This is a genomic window from Chitinophaga sp. YIM B06452 (assembly GCF_039655965.1).
In the GTDB taxonomy this organism is placed as follows: Bacteria; Bacteroidota; Bacteroidia; order Chitinophagales; family Chitinophagaceae; genus Chitinophaga.
In genome coordinates, this window is the sequence record NZ_JAWLKY010000002.1 from 1,512,850 (window position 1) to 1,531,414 (window position 18,565).

Here is an 18,565-nt window from a genome sequence, read left to right on the forward strand (position 1 = left end):
ATATGTTGTTTTGGTGTTGTTGTAAGCAGGGTATAGAAAAATCCGGTCTTATTCTTTTTCAAGTTTGGCCAGCCGCCGGTCCAGCCGTACCAGGTAAAACACGATAAAGCCAAAAATGATCACCAGCAGGCCCACTACCACGTAGATCTTGTCGTTGCTGCGGAAGAATTCGTTGACGGGGCCGGTTTCGGTGTTTTGCTGCTGAACGGTTTCCGTTACCGCGCGTGCTGTGTCTTGTCCAAAAACGCTGGTAAGGGAAAGCATCAGGCATGCGAAGAGGAGATAAGAAAGTCTTTTAGCCATGAAGGATATTTTTAAGCTCTAATCTTTTGTAGCGGTTCCGTAAAGTATAGATCCAGATGCCAAGGAGCGTCCAGCCGAGGAATGCGGGCCAGAGCACCATCCTGATGGTGCCGGCAGTGTCCTGCGAGCTGAACCCGGGGCTGCTGGCGCTGCCCGGGTGAAGGGATTCCACCATTCTCGGGATGATATACGTCAGCGGGATCAGCAGGGCAAAGGCAAAAACGTTGAAGATGGCGGATACGCGGGCTCTTTTGTCCAGGTCGGTAAACGAGAGGCGCAGCACGAGGTAAGCCATGTAAATGGTGAGGGCGATGGCGGTGGTCATCTGTTTGGGGTCGCTCACGATGGTGCCGCCCCAGGTATAGGTGCTCCACAGCATGCCGGTGGCAAAGCCCATGAGGCCGAACAGTACGCCCACGCTGCCTGCGCTGGAAGCGCGGATGTCGCGGCGGAGGTCGTTGGTGGACAGGTACCACACGGAATTTACGACGGAAATAGTGAGCAGGGTGTACATTGCCATCCACATCGGCAAGTGAAAGAAAATGCCCCTGATTGCCTGCAGGTTGTTGCCGATAGACGGCACCCTAACGCTGAAACCTCCGATGATCACATAGAGGAGAATAAGTACGCAGGCGATTTTCCACCAGTTTTTAGCCATTATTCAATTGAAATATGTGGGGGCAAACCTACACGATTTAACGCTAACGGCAAAGCAATTTGCCGATTTTGACGTTCGTGCAACAGGCTGCCCGATCGTTGAAAAACCTATACCCCCGGAGGGTATTTGTTAAAATTTATTCTTTCCAGAGGAAAGGGAAAAGTATCAGCGCCAGGGCGATCACCAGCACGTCCATGCCCGCCAGGAGCAGGAACATGCCTGCCAGGCCCGGCTGTACCACCGGCGCAAAAGCGCTCTGGGAAATATTGCTCAGCAGCATCAGGATGGGCATGATCAGCGGGAAACCCATGATAGCCATCAGCGCCGCGTTCTGGCTGGCTTGCGCCGCAATGGCCGCCAGCATGGTAAACAGCAGGGAAAGGCTGATGCCGCCCAGCAGGGCCACGCCCAGGAAATACAGGCCGTGGCTGAGCGGGTTGCCCAGGAAAAGGAGGCAGCACACCAGCGTTACCACGCTGAAAACCAGCATTAGCAGTACGTTGTAGATCAGCTTGGCCGTGATGAAATAACGGGGATGGACCAACGAATAAAAATACAGCAGCCGGCCGCGGCTTTCCTGCATAAAGCTTTTCGCCACCGCATTGACGCATACGAACAGCTGTACCACCCAGAACATGGCGTTCCACATCTTATCCTCCGGCTCCTTCACCATCAGGTTGATCACGAACACGGTGGAGAATACGTAGAGCAGGATGCCGAACAGGGCATGCCGCTGCCGCCATTCCAGCAACAGGTCTTTTTTTACGAGCGCAGCGATCTGCGATAAAGGACTTTTCACGGGAGCAAAGATAACTTTGCCCGGCGAAATTGAAATCCATTAACTTTAGCCCTTTGATTCAACCAGCGAACAATACCGTATGAAGAAGATCGTAGTTGCCAACCGCGGGGAAATAGCCCTCCGCGTTATGCGTTCAGCCAGGGAAATGGGCATTGCCACCGTTGCAGTATACTCGGAAGCGGACCGCACCATGCCATTCGTGCAATATGCAGATGAAGCCGTTTGCATCGGCCCCGCCCCTTCCAGCCAGAGCTACCTGCTGGGCGGCAAGATCATTGAAGTGGCGCGGCAAACTGGGGCTGACGCGATCCATCCCGGTTATGGCTTCCTGAGCGAGAACGCCGGTTTTGCCCGCGCGGTGACCGAAGCTGGCCTCATCTTCATCGGCCCTTCCGCCGCTTCCATTGAAGTAATGGGCAGCAAGCTGGCGGCCAAACAGGCGGCACAGCAGTTCGGCGTGCCCATGGTGCCCGGCACGGAAACGCCGCTTCGCAGCATCGGAGAGGCGCGGGAAGTGGTGAAAAAGACCGGTTTCCCCATCCTCATCAAAGCATCCGCCGGCGGCGGCGGCAAAGGCATGCGCGTCGTGCAGCAGGAAAGCGAGCTGGAAGAACAGGTGCGGCTCGCCAAAAGCGAAGCCCTCAGCGCGTTTGGAGACGATGCCGTGTTCATCGAAAAATATGTGACCGCCCCGCGGCATATTGAAATACAGGTGCTGGGCGACCAGCATGGCAACTGCGTGTATCTTTTCGAAAGGGAATGTTCCATCCAGCGCCGCCACCAGAAGCTGATCGAAGAAGCGCCTTCTTCCGTGCTCACTCCAGCCATCCGCGCGGCCATGGGCGAATGCGCGGTGAACGTGGCCCGCGCCTGCAACTATTACGGCGCAGGCACCGTGGAATTCCTGGTAGACGACCAGCTGAATTTTTATTTCCTCGAAATGAACACCCGCCTGCAGGTAGAGCACCCCGTCACCGAAATGATCACCGGGCTGGACCTGGTGAAAGAACAGATCCGCATTGCAGACGGCGGCAGGCTGCCCTTTACGCAGAACGAACTGAAGATCAACGGTCATGCCATAGAACTGCGCATCTGCGCCGAAGACCCCGCCAACAACTTCCTGCCCGATACCGGCCGGCTCGAAACCTACATCCGCCCGCAGGGATACGGCGTGCGGGTAGACGATGGATATGAAGAAGGCATGGACATCCCCATTTTCTACGACCCTATGATCTCCAAGCTGATTGCCTGGGGCGCCAACCGGGAAGAAGCCAGGGAAAGGCTTCTCCGGGCAATAGACGAATACCGCGTAACCGGCATCCGCACCACCCTGCCTTTCGGCAAATGGGCCCTGCAGCAGGCGCCGTTCATCGAAGGGAAATTCGACACCAATTTCATTGCCCGGTATTTCACGCCGCAGGCGCTGGAAAATAAAGATGAAGAGATTGCCCGCGCAGCGGCCATCCTGGCGGCACAACTTTGGCAATCCGCGGCCCGGCCCGCAGCGGCGCTGAATGGCGTAGCAGAAGCGCCTGTTTCAAAATGGAAGTCGAGGAAAACATACCGGTAGCAGGCGAGGGCTACATTATAGTGATGTTAAAATCCCGCTCCCGTATGTCATAATTAAAATTCCGTTTGTAGCTTTGCAGCGTTTTACCAATGAAACAGCTGATATTCAATATCCTGGCATTCTTTTACAAGCCTTTCGCTAAAATAATGCCCTTCCAGACCTTCCGCTATATTGCCTGCGGAGGAGGGAATACGCTGCTGGATATTTTCCTGTTCTTCATCAGCTACAATTTCATTCTCAACAAACAGATGGTGCACCTGCCGTTCCTCACCATCAGCCCGCATATCGCGGCGGTGCTTATGGCTTTCCTGGTGAGCTTTCCCACCGGGTTCCTGCTGAATAAATACATCGTGTTCTCGGATTCCAACCTGCGCGGAAGGGTGCAGCTGGTGCGGTATTTCATGCTGGTGGGCGTTTGCCTGCTGCTGAACTATATATGCATGAAGCTGTTCGTGGAATACTGCCATTTTTACCCGACGGTGGCCAAGGTGCTCACCACCGTTATCGTCGTGTCTTTCAGCTATATCACGCAAAAGAAATTCACTTTTAAAGTGAAGGTGGAACGGTAGAAGGCAATTCGTCGCCCCGGTTGTAACAAACCCTGCACCGCGGCTCGTACAGATCGGTTTCCCCCAATAATACCGCTTGTTTATTTTTACTTTTCCGGTAGCTGTGCGTGGCGATGTTGCCGCATTGCACACAGATGGCATGCAGCTTCGTAATGTATTCCGCTTTGGCCAGCAATGCGGGAATAGGCCCGAAAGGCTCTCCCTGGAAATTCATGTCCAGCCCCGCCACAATAACCCTCATGCCTGCAAGCGCCAGCTGGTCGCAAACATTAGGCAGCTCCATGTCAAAAAACTGCGCTTCGTCTATGCCCACTACATCCACACCCTGGCCCAGCAGCAATATCTGCTGCGAGCTGTCTACCGGCGTAGACAAGATCCTGTTCTCGTTGTGAGACACGATCTGTTCTTCATCATAGCGCGTATCGATGGCGGGTTTGAATATTTCCACTCCCAGGTTGGCAAAGCGGGCGCGTTTCAGCCTGCGGATCAGTTCCTCCGTTTTGCCCGAGAACATGGAGCCGCAGATCACTTCGATCCATCCGCGGCGACCTCCCGTAAGAGAAGGTTCAATAAACATATTATAGTATTTTGATTATTAAGTGGTTAAAAAAGTATAACTTAGTGCAATTAAAATAATTTCCATTAGATGGCGTTAACAATTAAGGCATGGAAAAAATAAATGCATTAATTGACAAACTGCAGGAACTGAAAAATTCAGCTGCCGGTTTGCAAACCATATCCTACTACACGCAGTTGCTCCAGGCTGAAATACTTCACCAGCGCAACCTGCAGAAACAACAGGAGCAGCGGGGCAATGGCCATGTGGCCGTGATCATGCCCGCGCATATGCCTGTTATGGAAAAACAGGTTGTTCCGCCTCCCCCGCAGGAGCCTTCGCCTGAGAAATTTCAGCCGGCCGCGGAAAAGGCCCAGCCTGTCCAGGAAAAGGTGCTGCCATCCAATGTACAACCGAACGGTTATGCGCCGGACCGTGTGCCGGTAAAACCGCCGCGCCCTGAAGAAAGGCCGGCCGCCGCCACCCTGTTCGATCCGCCGCCTCCCGTGCAGCCCAAACCTGCGCAGCCCGAGCATACCAACGGCAACAATATCCGCAAAGAGCTGAACGAGCTCGTAGGCAAACAATCCCCTTCCCTGAACGATACGCTCCGTAAAAATAATCTTGAAGTAGGTGAAAAGCTGAGCGGCGCCGGCATCAACGACCTGAAAAGCGCCATCGGCATCAACGACAAGTTCCAGTTCATACAGGAGCTTTTCCGCGGCGATCATAATATGTACGAGCGTTCGCTCAAAACCATCAACGAGGCCGCTTCCCTCCAGGACGCCGAATACTGGATAGAGCGCGAGCTGAAGATCAAGCTGGGATGGGATGAATCGGACCAGTTGGTGAAACAGTTCTATTCGCTCGTGAGGAAACGTTTTTCCTGAATATACCGCACGATCTTTTCCGTGGCGCCCTGGTTCTGCTCTACGAAGCGCCCGGCGGTCTCCTCCGCCTGCCCGTAAAAATAGGGGTCTTGCAGCGCGTCCACAGCCCTGCGTAATTCTTCCGCATTATTGATCACGATCGCACCGCGGTTTTGCACCAGCGTTTCCGCTTCCAGGAACTGGTGGAAAACGGGGCCGATGATCACCGGTTTCCCGTAAGTGGCGGGCTCCAGCAGGTTGTGAATGCCTTCCTTCCCGAAACCGCCTCCTACGTATGCCGTACGGCCATAACGGTACAGGGCAGACAGCATGCCCACGTTATCGATGATCAGCACCGCTGCCGGTCCGGCCTTGCCCGCGGCAAATTCCGAATATTTTACCGCATCGGGGAACAGCGTTTGTATATCCTCAATATGCGATGCATTGATCTCATGCGGGGCCAGCACCAGCTGGCGGCCTTCCCGGCCGCCGCCATACCACCATCCGGCAATCACTTTTTCATCCGCTTCCCAGGTACTGCCCGCTACCAGTACGTCGTTTGCGGTAATGAACCGCTCTATTTCCGGCAGGCTCACCGGGTGCTGCCGCAGCTGCCATACCCGGTCGAACCGCGTATCGCCCGCCACCGCCGCCTGGCTGATGCCGTGATCGTTCAGCAGGCGAAGGGAAGCATCATCCTGCACAAAAAGCCGGTCCATGCCCCTGAGCAGCCCCCTGAACATGCCGCCGTACCATTTAAAGAACACCTGCCCGGGACGGAAAACGCCGGAAACGAGGATCACAGGCACTTTGCGGGCATACATATTATGCAGGTAATGATACCAGAATTCGTATTTGATGAAGATGGCGAGGGAAGGTTTCACAATATCCAGGAAACGTTGGGCGTTGGCGGGGGTATCCAGCGGGAGGTAACAAACGTGATCGGCGCCGGGATAGTTTTTCCGCACTTCATAGCCTGAAGGCGAAAAAAAAGTGAGCAGGATGCGCAGGCCGGGATATTCTTTGCGGAGCGCTTCCAGCACGGGCCTCCCCTGTTCAAATTCCCCCAGCGAGGCCGCATGCACCCAAAGCACCCGTTCCGCTCCCTTCAAAGCAGCTTCCAGGGCGGGCCAGGGGTCTTTCCGGCCATTCAGCCACAATTGCGCTTTTTTATTCCCCCCGATACCTGCCGCCAGCCCCAAAACCGCCCGGTAGGCACGGATGCCGGCGTTATAGCAAAAAATCGATAAACTCACAGAATTGATAATTAATCCAATAAATCGAATCCTTCGCAAATATAGTCCCTACACCTATCCCAAAATTTGTAAATTTGCGGACTCTAAAATTAGTATCCTACATGGTTCCTATTCAGATGGTGGATTTGAAACGCCAGTACAGCAAAATTAAACCGCAGGTAGATGCAGCCATTCAGGATGTGCTGGAAAGTGCCGCTTTCATTAACGGGGCCCCCGTACAACAGTTTTCGCAGGAACTGGGTCAATACCTGGGCACGAAACACGTGATCCCCTGCGCCAACGGAACCGATGCGCTCCAGATAGCCATGATGGCCCTGGGCCTTGAGCCGGGCGACGAAGTGATCACTCCTTCCTTTACTTTTATCGCCACCGCGGAGGTGATCGCCCTTTTGAGGCTCAAACCCGTGTTCGTGGATATCGATCCGAAAACGTACTGCATTGACCCGCAGGCGATCGAAAAAGCCATCACTCCCAAAACAAAAGCCATCGTGCCCGTTCACCTGTACGGCCACAGCGCTGATATAGAGGCGATCATGGACATAGCGCAGCGTCATAATCTCTACGTGATAGAAGATAATGCGCAGGCCATCGGCAGCCATTACACGAAAAAAGACGGGACCACCAAAAAAGTGGGCACCTTCGGCCATATCGGCTGCACCTCCTTTTTCCCCAGCAAAAACCTGGGTTGTTATGGAGACGGCGGCGCCCTGTTCACCGACGACGATGCCCTGGCTGCAAAGATCAGGATGATCGCCAACCATGGCCAGAGCCAGCGGTATTACCATGACGAAGTGGGCGTGAACAGCAGGCTGGATACCGTTCAGGCCGTAGTGCTCCGCATCAAGCTGCAATTATTGGATCAATATATCGCTTCCAGAAGGGAAGTTGCCAACGCTTACAACACTGCCTTTGCCAATACCCCACAGATCATAACACCTTACCAGGCTCCCAACCAGCTACATGTATTCCATCAGTACACCCTCCAGCTGGAAGGCGCGGACCGCAACAAGCTCCAGGCGTACCTGGCCGAGAAACAAGTACCGTCCATGATCTATTATCCTGTTCCGGCACACCGTCAGAAAATGTTCGAAGGCATGACCGCAACCAACATGCTCCTGCCTGTAACAGATGCCCTGACCGGGAAATGTATTTCCCTGCCCATTCACACGGAAATGGATCGTGACCAGTTAGACCATATTATTTATTCGATTAAATCATTTTTAAACTAGCCCCCGCATGAAAATTACCGTAGTAGGCACCGGATACGTAGGACTCGTTACCGGTACCTGTTTTGCCGAGACCGGCAATGATGTAACCTGTGTCGACATAGATGTCAACAAAGTAAAAAAGCTCTCTTCCGGACAGATCACCATTTACGAACCTGGCCTGGAAAAATTATTTGAACGCAACCTGAAAGAAGAGCGTTTGCATTTCACCACCGACCTCGAAGAAGGCATCCGCGATGCAGCGGTGATCTTCCTGGCCCTGCCCACTCCTCCGGGGGAAGACGGCTCCGCTGATCTTTCCTACATCCTGAGGGTGGCAGACCAGTTAGGGAAAATGCTGAAAGATTACAAGGTTATTGTAGACAAAAGCACCGTTCCTGTTGGTACAGCAGACAAAGTGCACGCTGCTATCGCCAAAAATGCGACAGTTGAATTCGACGTGGTGAGCAACCCGGAATTCCTGCGCGAGGGCGTTGCCGTTGAGGATTTCATGAAGCCTGACCGCGTGGTGATCGGTACACAATCCGAACGTGCGCGCAAGATCATGGGCGATCTGTATGCGCCGTTTGTGCGCCAGGGCAACCCGGTGATCTTTATGGATGAAAAATCCGCCGAGCTGACCAAATACGCTGCCAACTCTTTCCTCGCCACCAAGATCTCTTTCATGAACGAGATCGCCGTGCTTTGCGAGAGGCTGGGCGCGGATGTGGACATGGTGCGCCGCGGCATCGGCAGCGACGACCGCATCGGCAAACGCTTCCTCTTCCCCGGCATCGGGTATGGCGGCAGCTGCTTCCCGAAAGACGTGCAGGCGCTGGTGAAATCTTCGCAGGAAGCCCAATACGATTTTAAAATACTGGAAGCCGTTATGGATGTGAACGAAAAACAGAAACTGTTCCTCCTGCCCAAGATCGAAGCTTATTTCGGAGGTAACCTGAAAGGGAAACACTTCGCGCTGTGGGGCCTGGCTTTCAAACCCAATACAGACGACATCCGCGAGGCCCCGGCCCTGTACATCATCGATGCGCTGACGGCCGCAGGCGCAACCGTTACCGCTTTCGACCCCGAGGCCATGGCCAATGTGAAACAGGTGGTCGGCGACAAGATCAAATTTGCGGAGCACCAGTACGAAGCCCTGCAGGATGCAGATGCTCTGATCATCGCAACAGAATGGAGCGTATTCCGTACGCCCGATTTCGATAAAATTCAAAGTACCCTGAAAAATAAAACCATTTTCGACGGCCGGAATCTCTTCGAAGTTCCGCGCATGGAAGAACTTGGTTTCCATTATGAAAGCGTTGGCCGCCAGGCGGTAAAGCGCTAAAATATATACACTATGACTAAAAAACGCGTACTGATCACCGGTGCTGCCGGGTTCCTGGGCTCCCACCTGTGCGACCGCTTCATTAAAGAAGGCTATCATGTTATCGGCATGGATAACCTGCTGACGGGCAATATCAAAAACATTGAGCATCTTTTCCCGCTCAAGGAATTTGAATATTACCATCACGATGTTACCAAGTTCGTGCATGTGCCGGGCGAGCTGGATTATATCCTTCATTTCGCCTCACCTGCCAGCCCTATCGACTACCTGAAGATGCCCATCCAGACCCTGAAAGTGGGTTCATTGGGCACTCACAACCTGCTGGGCCTGGCCAAATCAAAGAACGCGCGCATCCTGGTAGCATCCACCTCGGAAGTATACGGTGATCCGAACGTGCATCCCCAGCCGGAGGAATACTGGGGTAATGTGAACCCCGTAGGCCCGCGCGGTGTGTACGACGAAGCCAAACGTTTCATGGAATCCATCACTATGGCCTATCATAACTTCCATGGCGTGGAAACCCGTATCATCCGTATCTTCAACACCTACGGCCCCCGCATGCGGCTCGACGATGGCCGCGCGCTGCCCGCGTTCATGAGCCAGGCGCTTACCGGGCAGGACCTTACCGTGTTCGGGGACGGCTCGCAGACACGCTCTTTCTGTTATGTGGACGACCTCGTGGAAGGCATCTACCGCTTGCTGCTGAGCGATTACCACCTGCCCGTGAACATCGGCAACCCGGCGGAAATTACGCTCCTGCAATTCGCGGAAGAGATCATTTCACTCACCGGCACCAAACAGAAGATCGTATTCCATCCCCTGCCGAAAGATGATCCGAAGCAACGGAAGCCGGACATCACCAAAGCGAAACAATTGCTGGGCTGGGAACCGAAAGTGGACCGCAAGGAAGGATTGAAGATCACATACGAATATTTCAAAAAAGCATTGGGAAAATAATCTTCGTATGAAGAAAAGAACTATACTGATCACAGGAGGAGCCGGTTTCATCGGCTCCCATGTGGTCCGGTTATTTGTAAACAAATACTCTTCCTACACCATTGTTAACGGTGATGCCCTCACCTACGCCGGTAACCTCGAAAACCTGTCTGACGTTAAAGACAGCCCCAATTACATTTTTGAAAAAGTGGACATCACAGACGAAAATGCTGTGAATGGCCTCTTTGAAAAGTATAAATTTGACGGAGTGATCCATCTCGCGGCAGAAAGCCATGTAGACCGCTCCATCCAGGACCCGCTGGCCTTTATCAGGACCAATGTGCTGGGCACTGCCGTGCTGCTGAATGCCGCACGCAAATACTGGAAAGACGATGTGGAGAACAAACGTTTCTATCATGTGTCTACCGACGAAGTATACGGCTCACTCGGAGAGGAAGGTTTTTTCACCGAAGAGACCGCTTATGATCCGCGTTCTCCTTATTCCGCCTCCAAAGCCAGCTCCGATCATTTTGTGAGAGCATATTACCACACCTACCATTTACCCGTGGTGCTGAGCAACTGCTCCAACAATTACGGCTCCAATCATTTCCCTGAAAAGCTGATCCCGCTGGCTATTCACAATATCAAAAACAACAAGCCCGTGCCTGTTTACGGCAAAGGCGAAAACGTGCGTGACTGGCTGTTCGTGGAAGACCATGCCCGCGCGATCGATACTATTTTCCACAACGGCCGCATTGGCGAAACCTACAACATCGGCGGGTTCAATGAATGGAAGAACATAGACCTCATCCGCCTGCTGTGCAAAGTGATGGACCGCAAACTGGGGCGTAAAGAAGGCACTTCCGAAAAGCTCATCACTTTCGTGAAAGACAGGGCCGGCCACGACCTGCGTTACGCCATAGACGCCACCAAACTAAACAAAGAACTCGGCTGGGCGCCAAGCCTCCGGTTCGAAGAAGGGCTCGAAAAGACCGTAGACTGGTACCTTGCCAACGAAGAATGGCTGCAACACGTTACCAGCGGGGCTTATCAACAATATTACCAGGAACAATACCAGCAACGATAATGCCATTCAGACCAACAGGTATACCCGGTCTCCTGGTCTTCGAACCGAAGGTGCATGAAGATGAAAGGGGATATTTTTTCGAAAGCTACAACGAGAGCACTTTCCGGGATGAAGGCGTGGAGATACAGTTTGTGCAGGACAACCAGGCCCGTTCCAACTACGGGGTATTACGCGGCCTGCACTTCCAGCTGCCCCCCCATGCGCAGGCCAAGCTGATACGCACCCTCGACGGCCGTATTCTTGACGTCGTGGTGGACCTCCGCAAAGGGTCGCCCGCATATGGCAAAGTGTTTTCCATTGAGCTGTCTGCCGAGAACAAACTCCAGCTGCTGGTACCGCAGGGCTTTGCTCATGGGTATTCCGTGCTGAGCCCTACCGCGGAAGTAATGTACAAATGCGATAATTTTTATAACAAGGCCAGCGAAGGCGGCATCCTGTACAACGATCCTGCTTTGGCGATAGACTGGGGCATTCCCCTCACGGAAGCAGTGGTGTCTGAAAAAGACAAAGTATTGCCGCTGCTGGCAGACGTTCAACATAATTTTATCTTTCAGCAATAAACGAATATGAAACACATCCTGGTAACAGGCGCCAAAGGCCAGCTGGGCCAGGCGCTGCAATCCACAGCCGCGCAGTATCCTGATTTTGAACTGATCTATACAGACAGGGAAGAACTTGACATCACCGATGCGGAAGCGGTGAACGCCTTTTTCGGCAGCCGGCAAATAGACGCTGTGATCAACTGCGCCGCCTATACGGCTGTGGACAAAGCGGAGCAGGACGAGGAAGCCGCGTTCCTGCTGAACTTCCAGGCGCCGCTGATACTGGCTGAAGTGTCCGCACAGCACAACAGCGCGTTTATCCAGGTTTCCACGGATTATGTTTTTGACGGCCGCCGCAACCGGCCCTATACCGAAAAAGATGAGACTTCCGCCCAGAGCGTATATGGCGCGTCAAAGCTGCGCGGAGAAGCCGCTGTACTGGGTTACCATCCCCGGGCGGTGATCATCCGCACATCGTGGCTGTATTCCCGTACCGGCGTCAATTTCGCGCTGCGCATGCAGGAACTGATGAAGGAAAAGGAAAGCCTGAACGTAGTGTTCGACCAAACGGGCACGCCCACCTATGCGCCCGACCTCGCCAACGCCATTCTCACCATGCTCGGGCACCCATCCCTGGCCGAAGGCGGCATTTACCACTATAGCAACGAAGGAGTGGCCAGCTGGTACGATTTTGCAGTGGCCATAAAGGAGCTTACGGGGTCCAAATGCGCGGTGAATCCCGTCACTTCGGATCAATACCCCACCCCGGCACAAAGACCGGCTTATAGCGTCTTAAACAAAGAAAAGATCAAATCGGTTTTCGGGTTACAAATACCCTACTGGAGGGACAGTTTGGCAGTTTGCCTGGGGAAATGATCCCTTAACTGACTATTTTCCCGTCTTTCATTACGAGCTGGCGGTCGCTGAGCGTGGCCAGCTCTTCGTTATGGGTGACGATGATAAAAGTCTGGTTGAACTGGTCGCGGAGCTGTAGGAAAAGCTGGTGCAGCTCCCGGGCATTGCGTGAATCCAGGTTGCCGGTAGGCTCGTCTGCCATGATCACGGCCGGGTTATTGATCAGCGCCCTGGCCACCGCCACCCGCTGCTGCTCGCCGCCTGAAAGCTCCTTCGGACGGTGATCCATCCGGTCTTTCAGCCCCAGCGTTTCCAGGAGGTATTCCGCCCTTTCCTTCACCGCAACCTTCTTTGCGCCGGCAATGTACCCGGGAATGCTCACGTTCTCCAGCGCGTTGAACTCCGGCAGCAGGTGGTGGAACTGGAAAATGAAGCCGATATGACGGTTCCGGAAGTCTGCCAGGCGCCTGCCCTGCAAGGTGCTGGTCTGTATCCCGTTTATAGAGATATCCCCGCCGGTAGGACTGTCCAGCGTACCCAGGATGTGCAGCAACGTGCTTTTCCCGGCCCCGGAAGAGCCGACAATGGTAACGATCTCCCCTTTACTGACAGAAATATCCACCCCGCGGAGTACCTGGAGGTTGGAATAATTTTTGGTAACATTGCGAGCGGTAAGCATAACCAAGCGAAGTAAATTAGCCGTTAAAATAGTAATAGTTGTTTATTTCAAATTAAATAATACTTTTGCGAAAATTTGGAAAAGTAAAAATTTATATACGATGTACTGGACCTTAGAATTGGCCTCGTACCTGGAGGATGCTCCATGGCCAGCCACAAAAGACGAACTCATAGATTACGCCATCCGTTCCGGTGCACCCATCGAAGTTATCGAAAACCTTCAGGAACTGGAGGATGAGGGTGAAATTTATGAAGGCATAGAGGATATCTGGTCTGATTACCCGTCGCAAGACGACTTCTTCTTCAACGAAGACGAATATTAGCCCTTCGCCTCTTCCGCCCCATCATCACTCGCCCCACAGCGTTTGCCTATGCTGGAAAAAATTAAACCGTCCTGGTAAAGCACTACCGGGACGGTTTTTATTTTTCAGGCCTGAGCCTTTTTCCAGTCTTATTCTCCCATTGATTCGATCACTGCCTGCGATACGCCGGTGTAAGAGAAACCGCCATCGTGGAACAGGTTCTGCATGGTCACCATGCGGGTGTAGTCTGAGAACAGCGTTACGGTGTAGTCAGCACACTGGTCTGCAGAAGCGTTGCCCAGCGGGCTCATTTTTTCAGCGTAGCTGATGAAGTCGCCAAAGCCTTTCACGCCGCTGCCCGCCGTGGTCCTGGTGGGGGACTGTGAAATGGTGTTGATGCGCACTTTCTTTTTCACGCCATAGTGGTAGCCAAAGCTGCGGGAAATGGATTCCAGCATGGATTTGGCATCCGCCATATCGCTGTAGTCGGGGAACACGCGCTGCGCTGCGATATACGTGAGCGCCACTACGGAACCCCATTCGTTGAGCGCATCCAGCTTGTAAGCGGTTTGCAGCACGCGGTGGAGGCTCATCGCTGAAATGTCCAGCCCTTTATGAAAGAAGTCGTAATCCAGGTCTGTATAGGGTTTGCCTTTTCTTACGTTCACGCTCATGCCAATGGAGTGCAGCACGAAATCGATCTTGCCGCCGAAATGCTCCATGGATTTGGTGAAGAGGTTGTTCAGGTCTTCCATGCTGGTGGCATCAGCCGGTATTACCGGGGCTTTGCAGGCTTCGGCCAGCTTGTTGATCTCACCCATGCGCAATGCGATAGGCGCATTGGTGAGCACGATCTGCGCGCCTTCTTCTACGCAGCGCACTGCGGTTTTCCAGGCAATGGAATTCTCGTCCAGCGCGCCAAAGATGATACCTTTCTTCCCTTGTAATAAGTTGTGGGCCATTGATTAAAATTTGGGCAAATTTAGTAGTTAAAGTCGAAAATTGAAATGTTATTGCATAACCATCTCCCGCGCATTCTCGATCGCTGCTGCTGTTGGCTTTTCGCCACCCAGCATTTTGGCGATGGCGGTGATCCGCTCATCCTGCGAAAGCAGCCGCACGTGCGTCTTCACCTTGTCATCTTCCATGTGCTTGTACACAAAATAATGCGCATCTGCCTTGCCGGCCAGCTGCGGCTGGTGCGTGATGCAGATCACCTGGTGGCCCCTGGCCAGCTCTTTCATGATCACGCCCACCTGTTTGGCCGCTTCACCTGAAATACCGGTGTCTATTTCATCGAATATGAGCGTGGGCAATGCCACAGAACGCGCCACCAGGCTCTTGATACAGAGCATCAGCCTGCTTAGCTCGCCGCCTGAGGCCACTTTGCGGATAGGCCCGAAGTTATTGCTCTTATTGGCGTCGAAAAGGAATTCTATGTTATCTTTCCCGAAAGCATGCAGGGGGCATTCCTGTGTATCCACCCTGATGCGTGCATTGGGCATGCCCACCTGCGCCAGCAGGGCGTTCACCTTCTGTTCGAAGGGTTCTACCTGCGCCTTGCGCCGGGCAGACAGCTGTGCGGCTGTTGCATCCAGTGAAGCCAATGCCCCGGCGCTTTGTTCTTCCAGTTCCTGGATGCGGTCGTCCAGGTTCAATACGCCGTCCAGGCTTTGCTGCAGGTTGTCCCTGATCTGCAGCAGCTCCGCCGTGTTTTGCGCACCGTGTTTCTTCTGCAGCCTGTAAGCCGCCGCCAGCCTTTCGTTCAGTTGTTCCATGCGCTCGCCGTCGTATTGCACCTGGTCGTTGAGGCGTTCCACTTCGGCGGCAATATCCTGCAGCTCCACGTAAGAGCTTTGCATGCGTTCCGCAAGGGCCGGCACTTCTTTATGGAAAGCGGCCAGCGTTTGCAGGGACGATTGCAGCTGCCGCAATTGCTGCAGTACCGGCGTTTCATCTTCTTTCAGCTGGAAATAAATACGGTTCAGCGTGCCTTTGATCTCTTCGGCATGGCTCAGCAGCTGCTGCTCGGCTTCCAGCATCTCTATTTCATTTTCCTGCAGGTTGATCTCTAAAAGCTCATCCAGCAGGAACTTGTTGTAATCGGATTCTTTATTGGCATTTTCGCGCTGATGACGAAGGTCGTTCAACTCTTTTTGCAGGCGCGCGTATTGCTGGTATTGACGGGTAAAGGCGGCCAGTTGTTCCTGGTGGCCGGCAAGCGCGTCTATTACTTCGCGCTGGAAACCGGATTTTTCAAGCTCCAGCGTGTCGAACTGCTGGTGAAGGTCCACCAGGAGGCTGCTCAGTTCATTCAATTGGGAAAGGTTCACCGGGGTATCGTTCACAAACGCGCGGCTTTTGCCGGCGGAGCTGATCTCCCGGCGGATGATCAGCGCTTCATCCATATCCAGCTCATGGGTATCAAAAAAAGCCTGCACTTGCTGCGGCTTCACTTTGAACATGCCTTCTATCACGCATTTACGGGTTTTGTCGAACAGCACCGAAGGGTCTGCCCGCTCTCCCAGGATGAGGCTGAGCGCGCCCAGCAGGATAGATTTGCCGGCGCCTGTTTCACCGGTGATCACATTGAGGTTCCGGGAGAAATCCACCTCCAGGTTGTCGATGATCGCATAATTCTGAATAACTAAGCGGTATAGCATATAAGATTTTCCAGGTCTAAGTTCTTAATTAATTGCGAATTATTTCCCTTCCAGGCGAAGCATCCCGGATTTTGCGCGCTGGTCCAGCGAATTCTTGTAGTCGTGCCCTTCCATGTCCAGGCAGGTCTGGAAGCTTTGTTTCGCTTTGGCCTTATCACCCATTTTTTCATAAATATACCCCAATTGCAGGGCCGCGCGGGCGGCGAAATATTCAGGCCGGTTGCTGCCTATTTTAATGGTCGCTTCGTAGAGCTTGATGGCGCTGCTGTCCATGCCCATTTCGTCGTAGATGCGCGCGAGGCGGTAAGCATATTCAAGTTTGAGTTCAACGGTCGGGAAGTCGTTCGCCCTTTTGGTGAGCAGCAGTTGCCTCGCCTGTTCGTAAAATCCGCCGTCGCTCAGCAGCCGGGCTTTCAGCAGCAGCGGGTCCGGCCACCTGCCGCTTTTGGCTTCTTTCTGCGCCTGTTTGTCTGCGTCCGTTTCGGTGTTGCCGCGCTGGGCGATCATGCTGCGGTAGCGGTTGGCGCCGGCCATGTCTCCCTTCATGTAATACGCCCAGCTCAGGCGCTGCAGGGCTTCTTTTACGTAGAATTTCCCTTTGAAATTGTTCACGAACCGCTCCAGGTGCGCAATGGCGTCGTCATCCTGGCGCTCCAGCTTCATGAGGCCCAGCACGTATTCCTTGTACCAGATCTCGGCGTACTCAGGGCTTTGGTTGCGTTCTTCCAGCACCCTGATGCCCTGGTCAGCCTTCTGGTTATTCAGGCTCAGGTTGGCCACCATCAGCGCGAAGAGGTAGTTGTTCTTCGTGTCCAGCTGCTTGCGTTGTATGAAGGCCCACAGCTGCTCGGGTTTGTTCTCTATGAAAAGTTTGAGGTAACAGTAATAGTAATAGGATTCTTCCTTAAAGAGCGCCGCAGTGGGATCGTTGCTGTCTATCACGGTTTGCAGCGAAGCCATGCCGTCTTTGATGCTGCCCCTGAGGCCGAGGATGTTGGTGATCCATTTATAACCTTCGGGAATGGTGCCGAACACGGTTTGCATGGAACCGGCGATCATATTGTTGGGCAGGAATTTCGGGAACTTGCGCTGGTTGTCTTTCAGCGTGAGGTAGGCTTTGCGGATCTCCCACACGGCGTCCCATTTTTCGCCAAACTTCACCCTGATCATGGCCCACTGGAATTTGATGGCGGCCTGCGTGTAGAGGTAATAGGGCGAATCTTCAGGCCCCTGTTCCATCAGGTCCAGCCGCGCGGCGCGCTGCTTGCGCTGGCGGGCGTATACGGCCGGGTCTTCATTAAAGAAAAGGATAAAAAAATCCGCGTAGTTCTCGATGAAATAAGGAATAAGGTTGTCTGGGTTGGCGCGTTTTTCTTCTTCAAGAAGGGCCTTGCCGGTATTAAGACGCAGCTGCATGATGGCGTCGTAAGCTTCCTGGCAGCGGGCATTGAATTCGAACTTTTTTTGCCGCGCACTCACGGTTACGGTTATACTGCAAAAAAAGGCTATGAGAAAAATGAAACGCATAGGGACAAAAATAAGGAACTCCGCGCAATGGACATGCGCGGAGTTCCTTTATATCTTTTCGCGGAGGTTCCGCGGGACCGTTTAGATACTATCAGATAGTAACGGTAGCTTCCAGGTCGTTGTCTACCAGGATGCGGCCGCAGTGTTCGCAAACGATGATCTTTTTGCGCTGGCGGATCTCAGCCTGCCTTTGCGGGGGGATGGCGTTGAAGCAACCGCCGCAGGAATCACGGATAACGGTTACTACAGCCAGGCCGTTGCGGTAGTTCTTACGGATCTTCTCGTAAGCGGCCAGCAGGCGTGCGTCCACTTTTTCGCGGGCTTCTTCAGATTGTTTCTGGAATGCTTTCTCTTCTTTGTCAGTCTCGCCGATGATCTTTTCCAGTTCGCCTTTTTTGTGCTTCAGGTTCAGTTCTTTATCAGATACAGCCTTTTTAGCCACTTCCAGGGCGCGGGATTTTTCTTTTATTTCTTCGTTGGCGTCTTTGATATGTTTCTCAGCCAGCTTGATCTCCAGGTTCTGCATTTCCACTTCTTTGGAAATGGCTTCAAACTCACGGCTGTTCTTTACATTATCCTGCTGCTTCTCGTATTTCTTGGCCAGCGCTTCCGCTTCCTTGATGGCAGCTTTTTTGGCGGCTACGAAATCCTGGATGCCTTTCAGTTCATCTTCAATATGAGCCTGGCGGTGGTTCAGCCCTTCAATCTCATCCTCAAGGTCCCGCACTTCGATCGGCAACTCACCCTTCAGGATCTGGATTTCGTCCAACTTGGAATCGTACTTCTGTAACCGCAGTACAGAAACCAGCTTTTCCTCAACGTTGTATTCTTTAACAGTAGCCATG

The 18,565-nt window shown here is 53.3% G+C and carries 20 protein-coding genes; 10 read left to right on the forward strand and 10 right to left on the reverse strand.

Annotated elements, in window-relative coordinates; genetic code table 11:
* Positions 1-48: 48 nt before the first annotated feature.
* From R3I13_RS16105 to R3I13_RS16115, 3 genes are all read right to left on the reverse strand, one after another.
* On the reverse strand, positions 49-303 hold the full coding sequence (locus tag R3I13_RS16105) for a CcmD family protein (RefSeq protein WP_346318977.1): 255 nt from the start codon (positions 301-303) through the stop codon (positions 49-51).
* On the reverse strand, positions 296-961 hold the full coding sequence (gene ccsA / locus R3I13_RS16110) for a cytochrome c biogenesis protein CcsA (RefSeq protein WP_346318978.1): 666 nt from the start codon (positions 959-961) through the stop codon (positions 296-298). The genes R3I13_RS16105 and ccsA overlap by 8 nt, the downstream gene beginning before the upstream one ends.
* Positions 962-1,097: 136 nt before the next feature.
* A complete protein-coding gene (locus R3I13_RS16115; protein ID WP_346318979.1) occupies positions 1,098-1,760 on the reverse strand; it encodes a heme exporter protein CcmB in 663 nt (220 codons plus the stop codon).
* Positions 1,761-1,839: 79 nt separating this feature from the next.
* On the opposite strand from R3I13_RS16115, the gene R3I13_RS16120 reads away from it, so the two are divergent.
* Positions 1,840-3,330: an acetyl-CoA carboxylase biotin carboxylase subunit gene (locus R3I13_RS16120; protein ID WP_346318980.1), complete on the forward strand. Its 1,491-nt coding sequence runs from the start codon at positions 1,840-1,842 to the stop codon at positions 3,328-3,330.
* Between the two features lie 89 nt (positions 3,331-3,419).
* On the forward strand, positions 3,420-3,899 hold the full coding sequence (locus R3I13_RS16125; RefSeq protein WP_346318981.1) for a GtrA family protein: 480 nt from the start codon (positions 3,420-3,422) through the stop codon (positions 3,897-3,899).
* Here the strand turns inward: R3I13_RS16125 and R3I13_RS16130 are convergent.
* Positions 3,877-4,476: a thymidine kinase gene (locus R3I13_RS16130; RefSeq protein ID WP_346318982.1), complete on the reverse strand. Its 600-nt coding sequence runs from the start codon at positions 4,474-4,476 to the stop codon at positions 3,877-3,879. The genes R3I13_RS16125 and R3I13_RS16130 overlap by 23 nt on opposite strands.
* Before the next feature lie 89 nt (positions 4,477-4,565).
* Here R3I13_RS16130 and R3I13_RS16135 point away from each other — a divergent pair, with 89 nt between their 5' ends.
* A complete protein-coding gene (locus R3I13_RS16135) occupies positions 4,566-5,345 on the forward strand; it encodes a hypothetical protein (protein ID WP_346318983.1) in 780 nt (259 codons plus the stop codon).
* On the opposite strand, the gene R3I13_RS16140 is transcribed toward R3I13_RS16135, so the two are convergent.
* Complete coding sequence (locus R3I13_RS16140) at positions 5,315-6,580, reverse strand: glycosyltransferase N-terminal domain-containing protein (RefSeq protein WP_346318984.1); 1,266 nt, start codon at positions 6,578-6,580, stop codon at positions 5,315-5,317. The genes R3I13_RS16135 and R3I13_RS16140 overlap by 31 nt on opposite strands.
* A gap of 101 nt (positions 6,581-6,681) precedes the next feature.
* Here R3I13_RS16140 and R3I13_RS16145 point away from each other — a divergent pair, with 101 nt between their 5' ends.
* Genes R3I13_RS16145 through rfbD form a run of 6 tightly spaced genes read left to right on the forward strand, consistent with a single transcriptional unit; the run spans position 6,682 to position 12,571 of the window.
* Positions 6,682-7,809: a DegT/DnrJ/EryC1/StrS family aminotransferase gene (locus R3I13_RS16145; protein ID WP_346318985.1), complete on the forward strand. Its 1,128-nt coding sequence runs from the start codon at positions 6,682-6,684 to the stop codon at positions 7,807-7,809.
* 7 nt (positions 7,810-7,816) lie between these two features.
* A complete protein-coding gene (locus R3I13_RS16150; protein ID WP_346318986.1) occupies positions 7,817-9,130 on the forward strand; it encodes a UDP-glucose/GDP-mannose dehydrogenase family protein in 1,314 nt (437 codons plus the stop codon).
* 12 nt (positions 9,131-9,142) lie between these two features.
* Entirely contained in the window at positions 9,143-10,087 is a 945-nt protein-coding gene (locus R3I13_RS16155; RefSeq protein WP_346318987.1) for a UDP-glucuronic acid decarboxylase family protein, read from the forward strand.
* Positions 10,088-10,094: 7 nt separating this feature from the next.
* Positions 10,095-11,153 carry a dTDP-glucose 4,6-dehydratase gene (gene rfbB / locus R3I13_RS16160; protein WP_346318988.1) on the forward strand — a complete coding sequence of 353 codons (1,059 nt, stop codon included), beginning with the start codon at positions 10,095-10,097 and terminating at the stop codon, positions 11,151-11,153.
* Positions 11,153-11,713, forward strand: a complete 561-nt coding sequence (rfbC, locus tag R3I13_RS16165) for a dTDP-4-dehydrorhamnose 3,5-epimerase (protein ID WP_346318989.1) — start codon at positions 11,153-11,155, stop codon at positions 11,711-11,713. Before rfbB ends, rfbC begins: the two co-directional genes overlap by 1 nt.
* 6 nt (positions 11,714-11,719) lie before the next feature.
* Positions 11,720-12,571, forward strand: a complete 852-nt coding sequence (gene rfbD / locus R3I13_RS16170) for a dTDP-4-dehydrorhamnose reductase (protein WP_346318990.1) — start codon at positions 11,720-11,722, stop codon at positions 12,569-12,571.
* A 4-nt stretch (positions 12,572-12,575) separates the two neighbouring features.
* Here the strand turns inward: rfbD and R3I13_RS16175 are convergent, their stop codons facing one another.
* Positions 12,576-13,229, reverse strand: a complete 654-nt coding sequence (locus R3I13_RS16175) for an ABC transporter ATP-binding protein (RefSeq protein WP_346318991.1) — start codon at positions 13,227-13,229, stop codon at positions 12,576-12,578.
* 100 nt (positions 13,230-13,329) lie between these two features.
* On the opposite strand from R3I13_RS16175, the gene R3I13_RS16180 reads away from it, so the two are divergent.
* Entirely contained in the window at positions 13,330-13,551 is a 222-nt protein-coding gene (locus R3I13_RS16180) for a DUF2795 domain-containing protein (protein ID WP_012794455.1), read from the forward strand.
* A 128-nt stretch (positions 13,552-13,679) separates the two neighbouring features.
* On the opposite strand, the gene R3I13_RS16185 is transcribed toward R3I13_RS16180, so the two are convergent.
* The 4 genes from R3I13_RS16185 to R3I13_RS16200 all read right to left on the reverse strand — a co-directional run bounded on the left by R3I13_RS16185 (position 13,680) and on the right by R3I13_RS16200 (position 18,564).
* Positions 13,680-14,492: an SDR family oxidoreductase gene (locus R3I13_RS16185; RefSeq protein WP_346318992.1), complete on the reverse strand. Its 813-nt coding sequence runs from the start codon at positions 14,490-14,492 to the stop codon at positions 13,680-13,682.
* A gap of 48 nt (positions 14,493-14,540) precedes the next feature.
* Entirely contained in the window at positions 14,541-16,193 is a 1,653-nt protein-coding gene (gene recN, locus R3I13_RS16190; protein ID WP_346318993.1) for a DNA repair protein RecN, read from the reverse strand.
* Positions 16,194-16,232: 39 nt separating this feature from the next.
* The gene (locus R3I13_RS16195) at positions 16,233-17,672 is read right to left on the reverse strand and encodes a tetratricopeptide repeat protein (protein ID WP_346318994.1); all 1,440 of its coding nucleotides are present in this window, start codon (positions 17,670-17,672) and stop codon (positions 16,233-16,235) included.
* 139 nt (positions 17,673-17,811) lie between these two features.
* A complete protein-coding gene (locus R3I13_RS16200; protein WP_346318995.1) occupies positions 17,812-18,564 on the reverse strand; it encodes a C4-type zinc ribbon domain-containing protein in 753 nt (250 codons plus the stop codon).
* Between the last annotated feature and the right edge of the window lies 1 nt (position 18,565).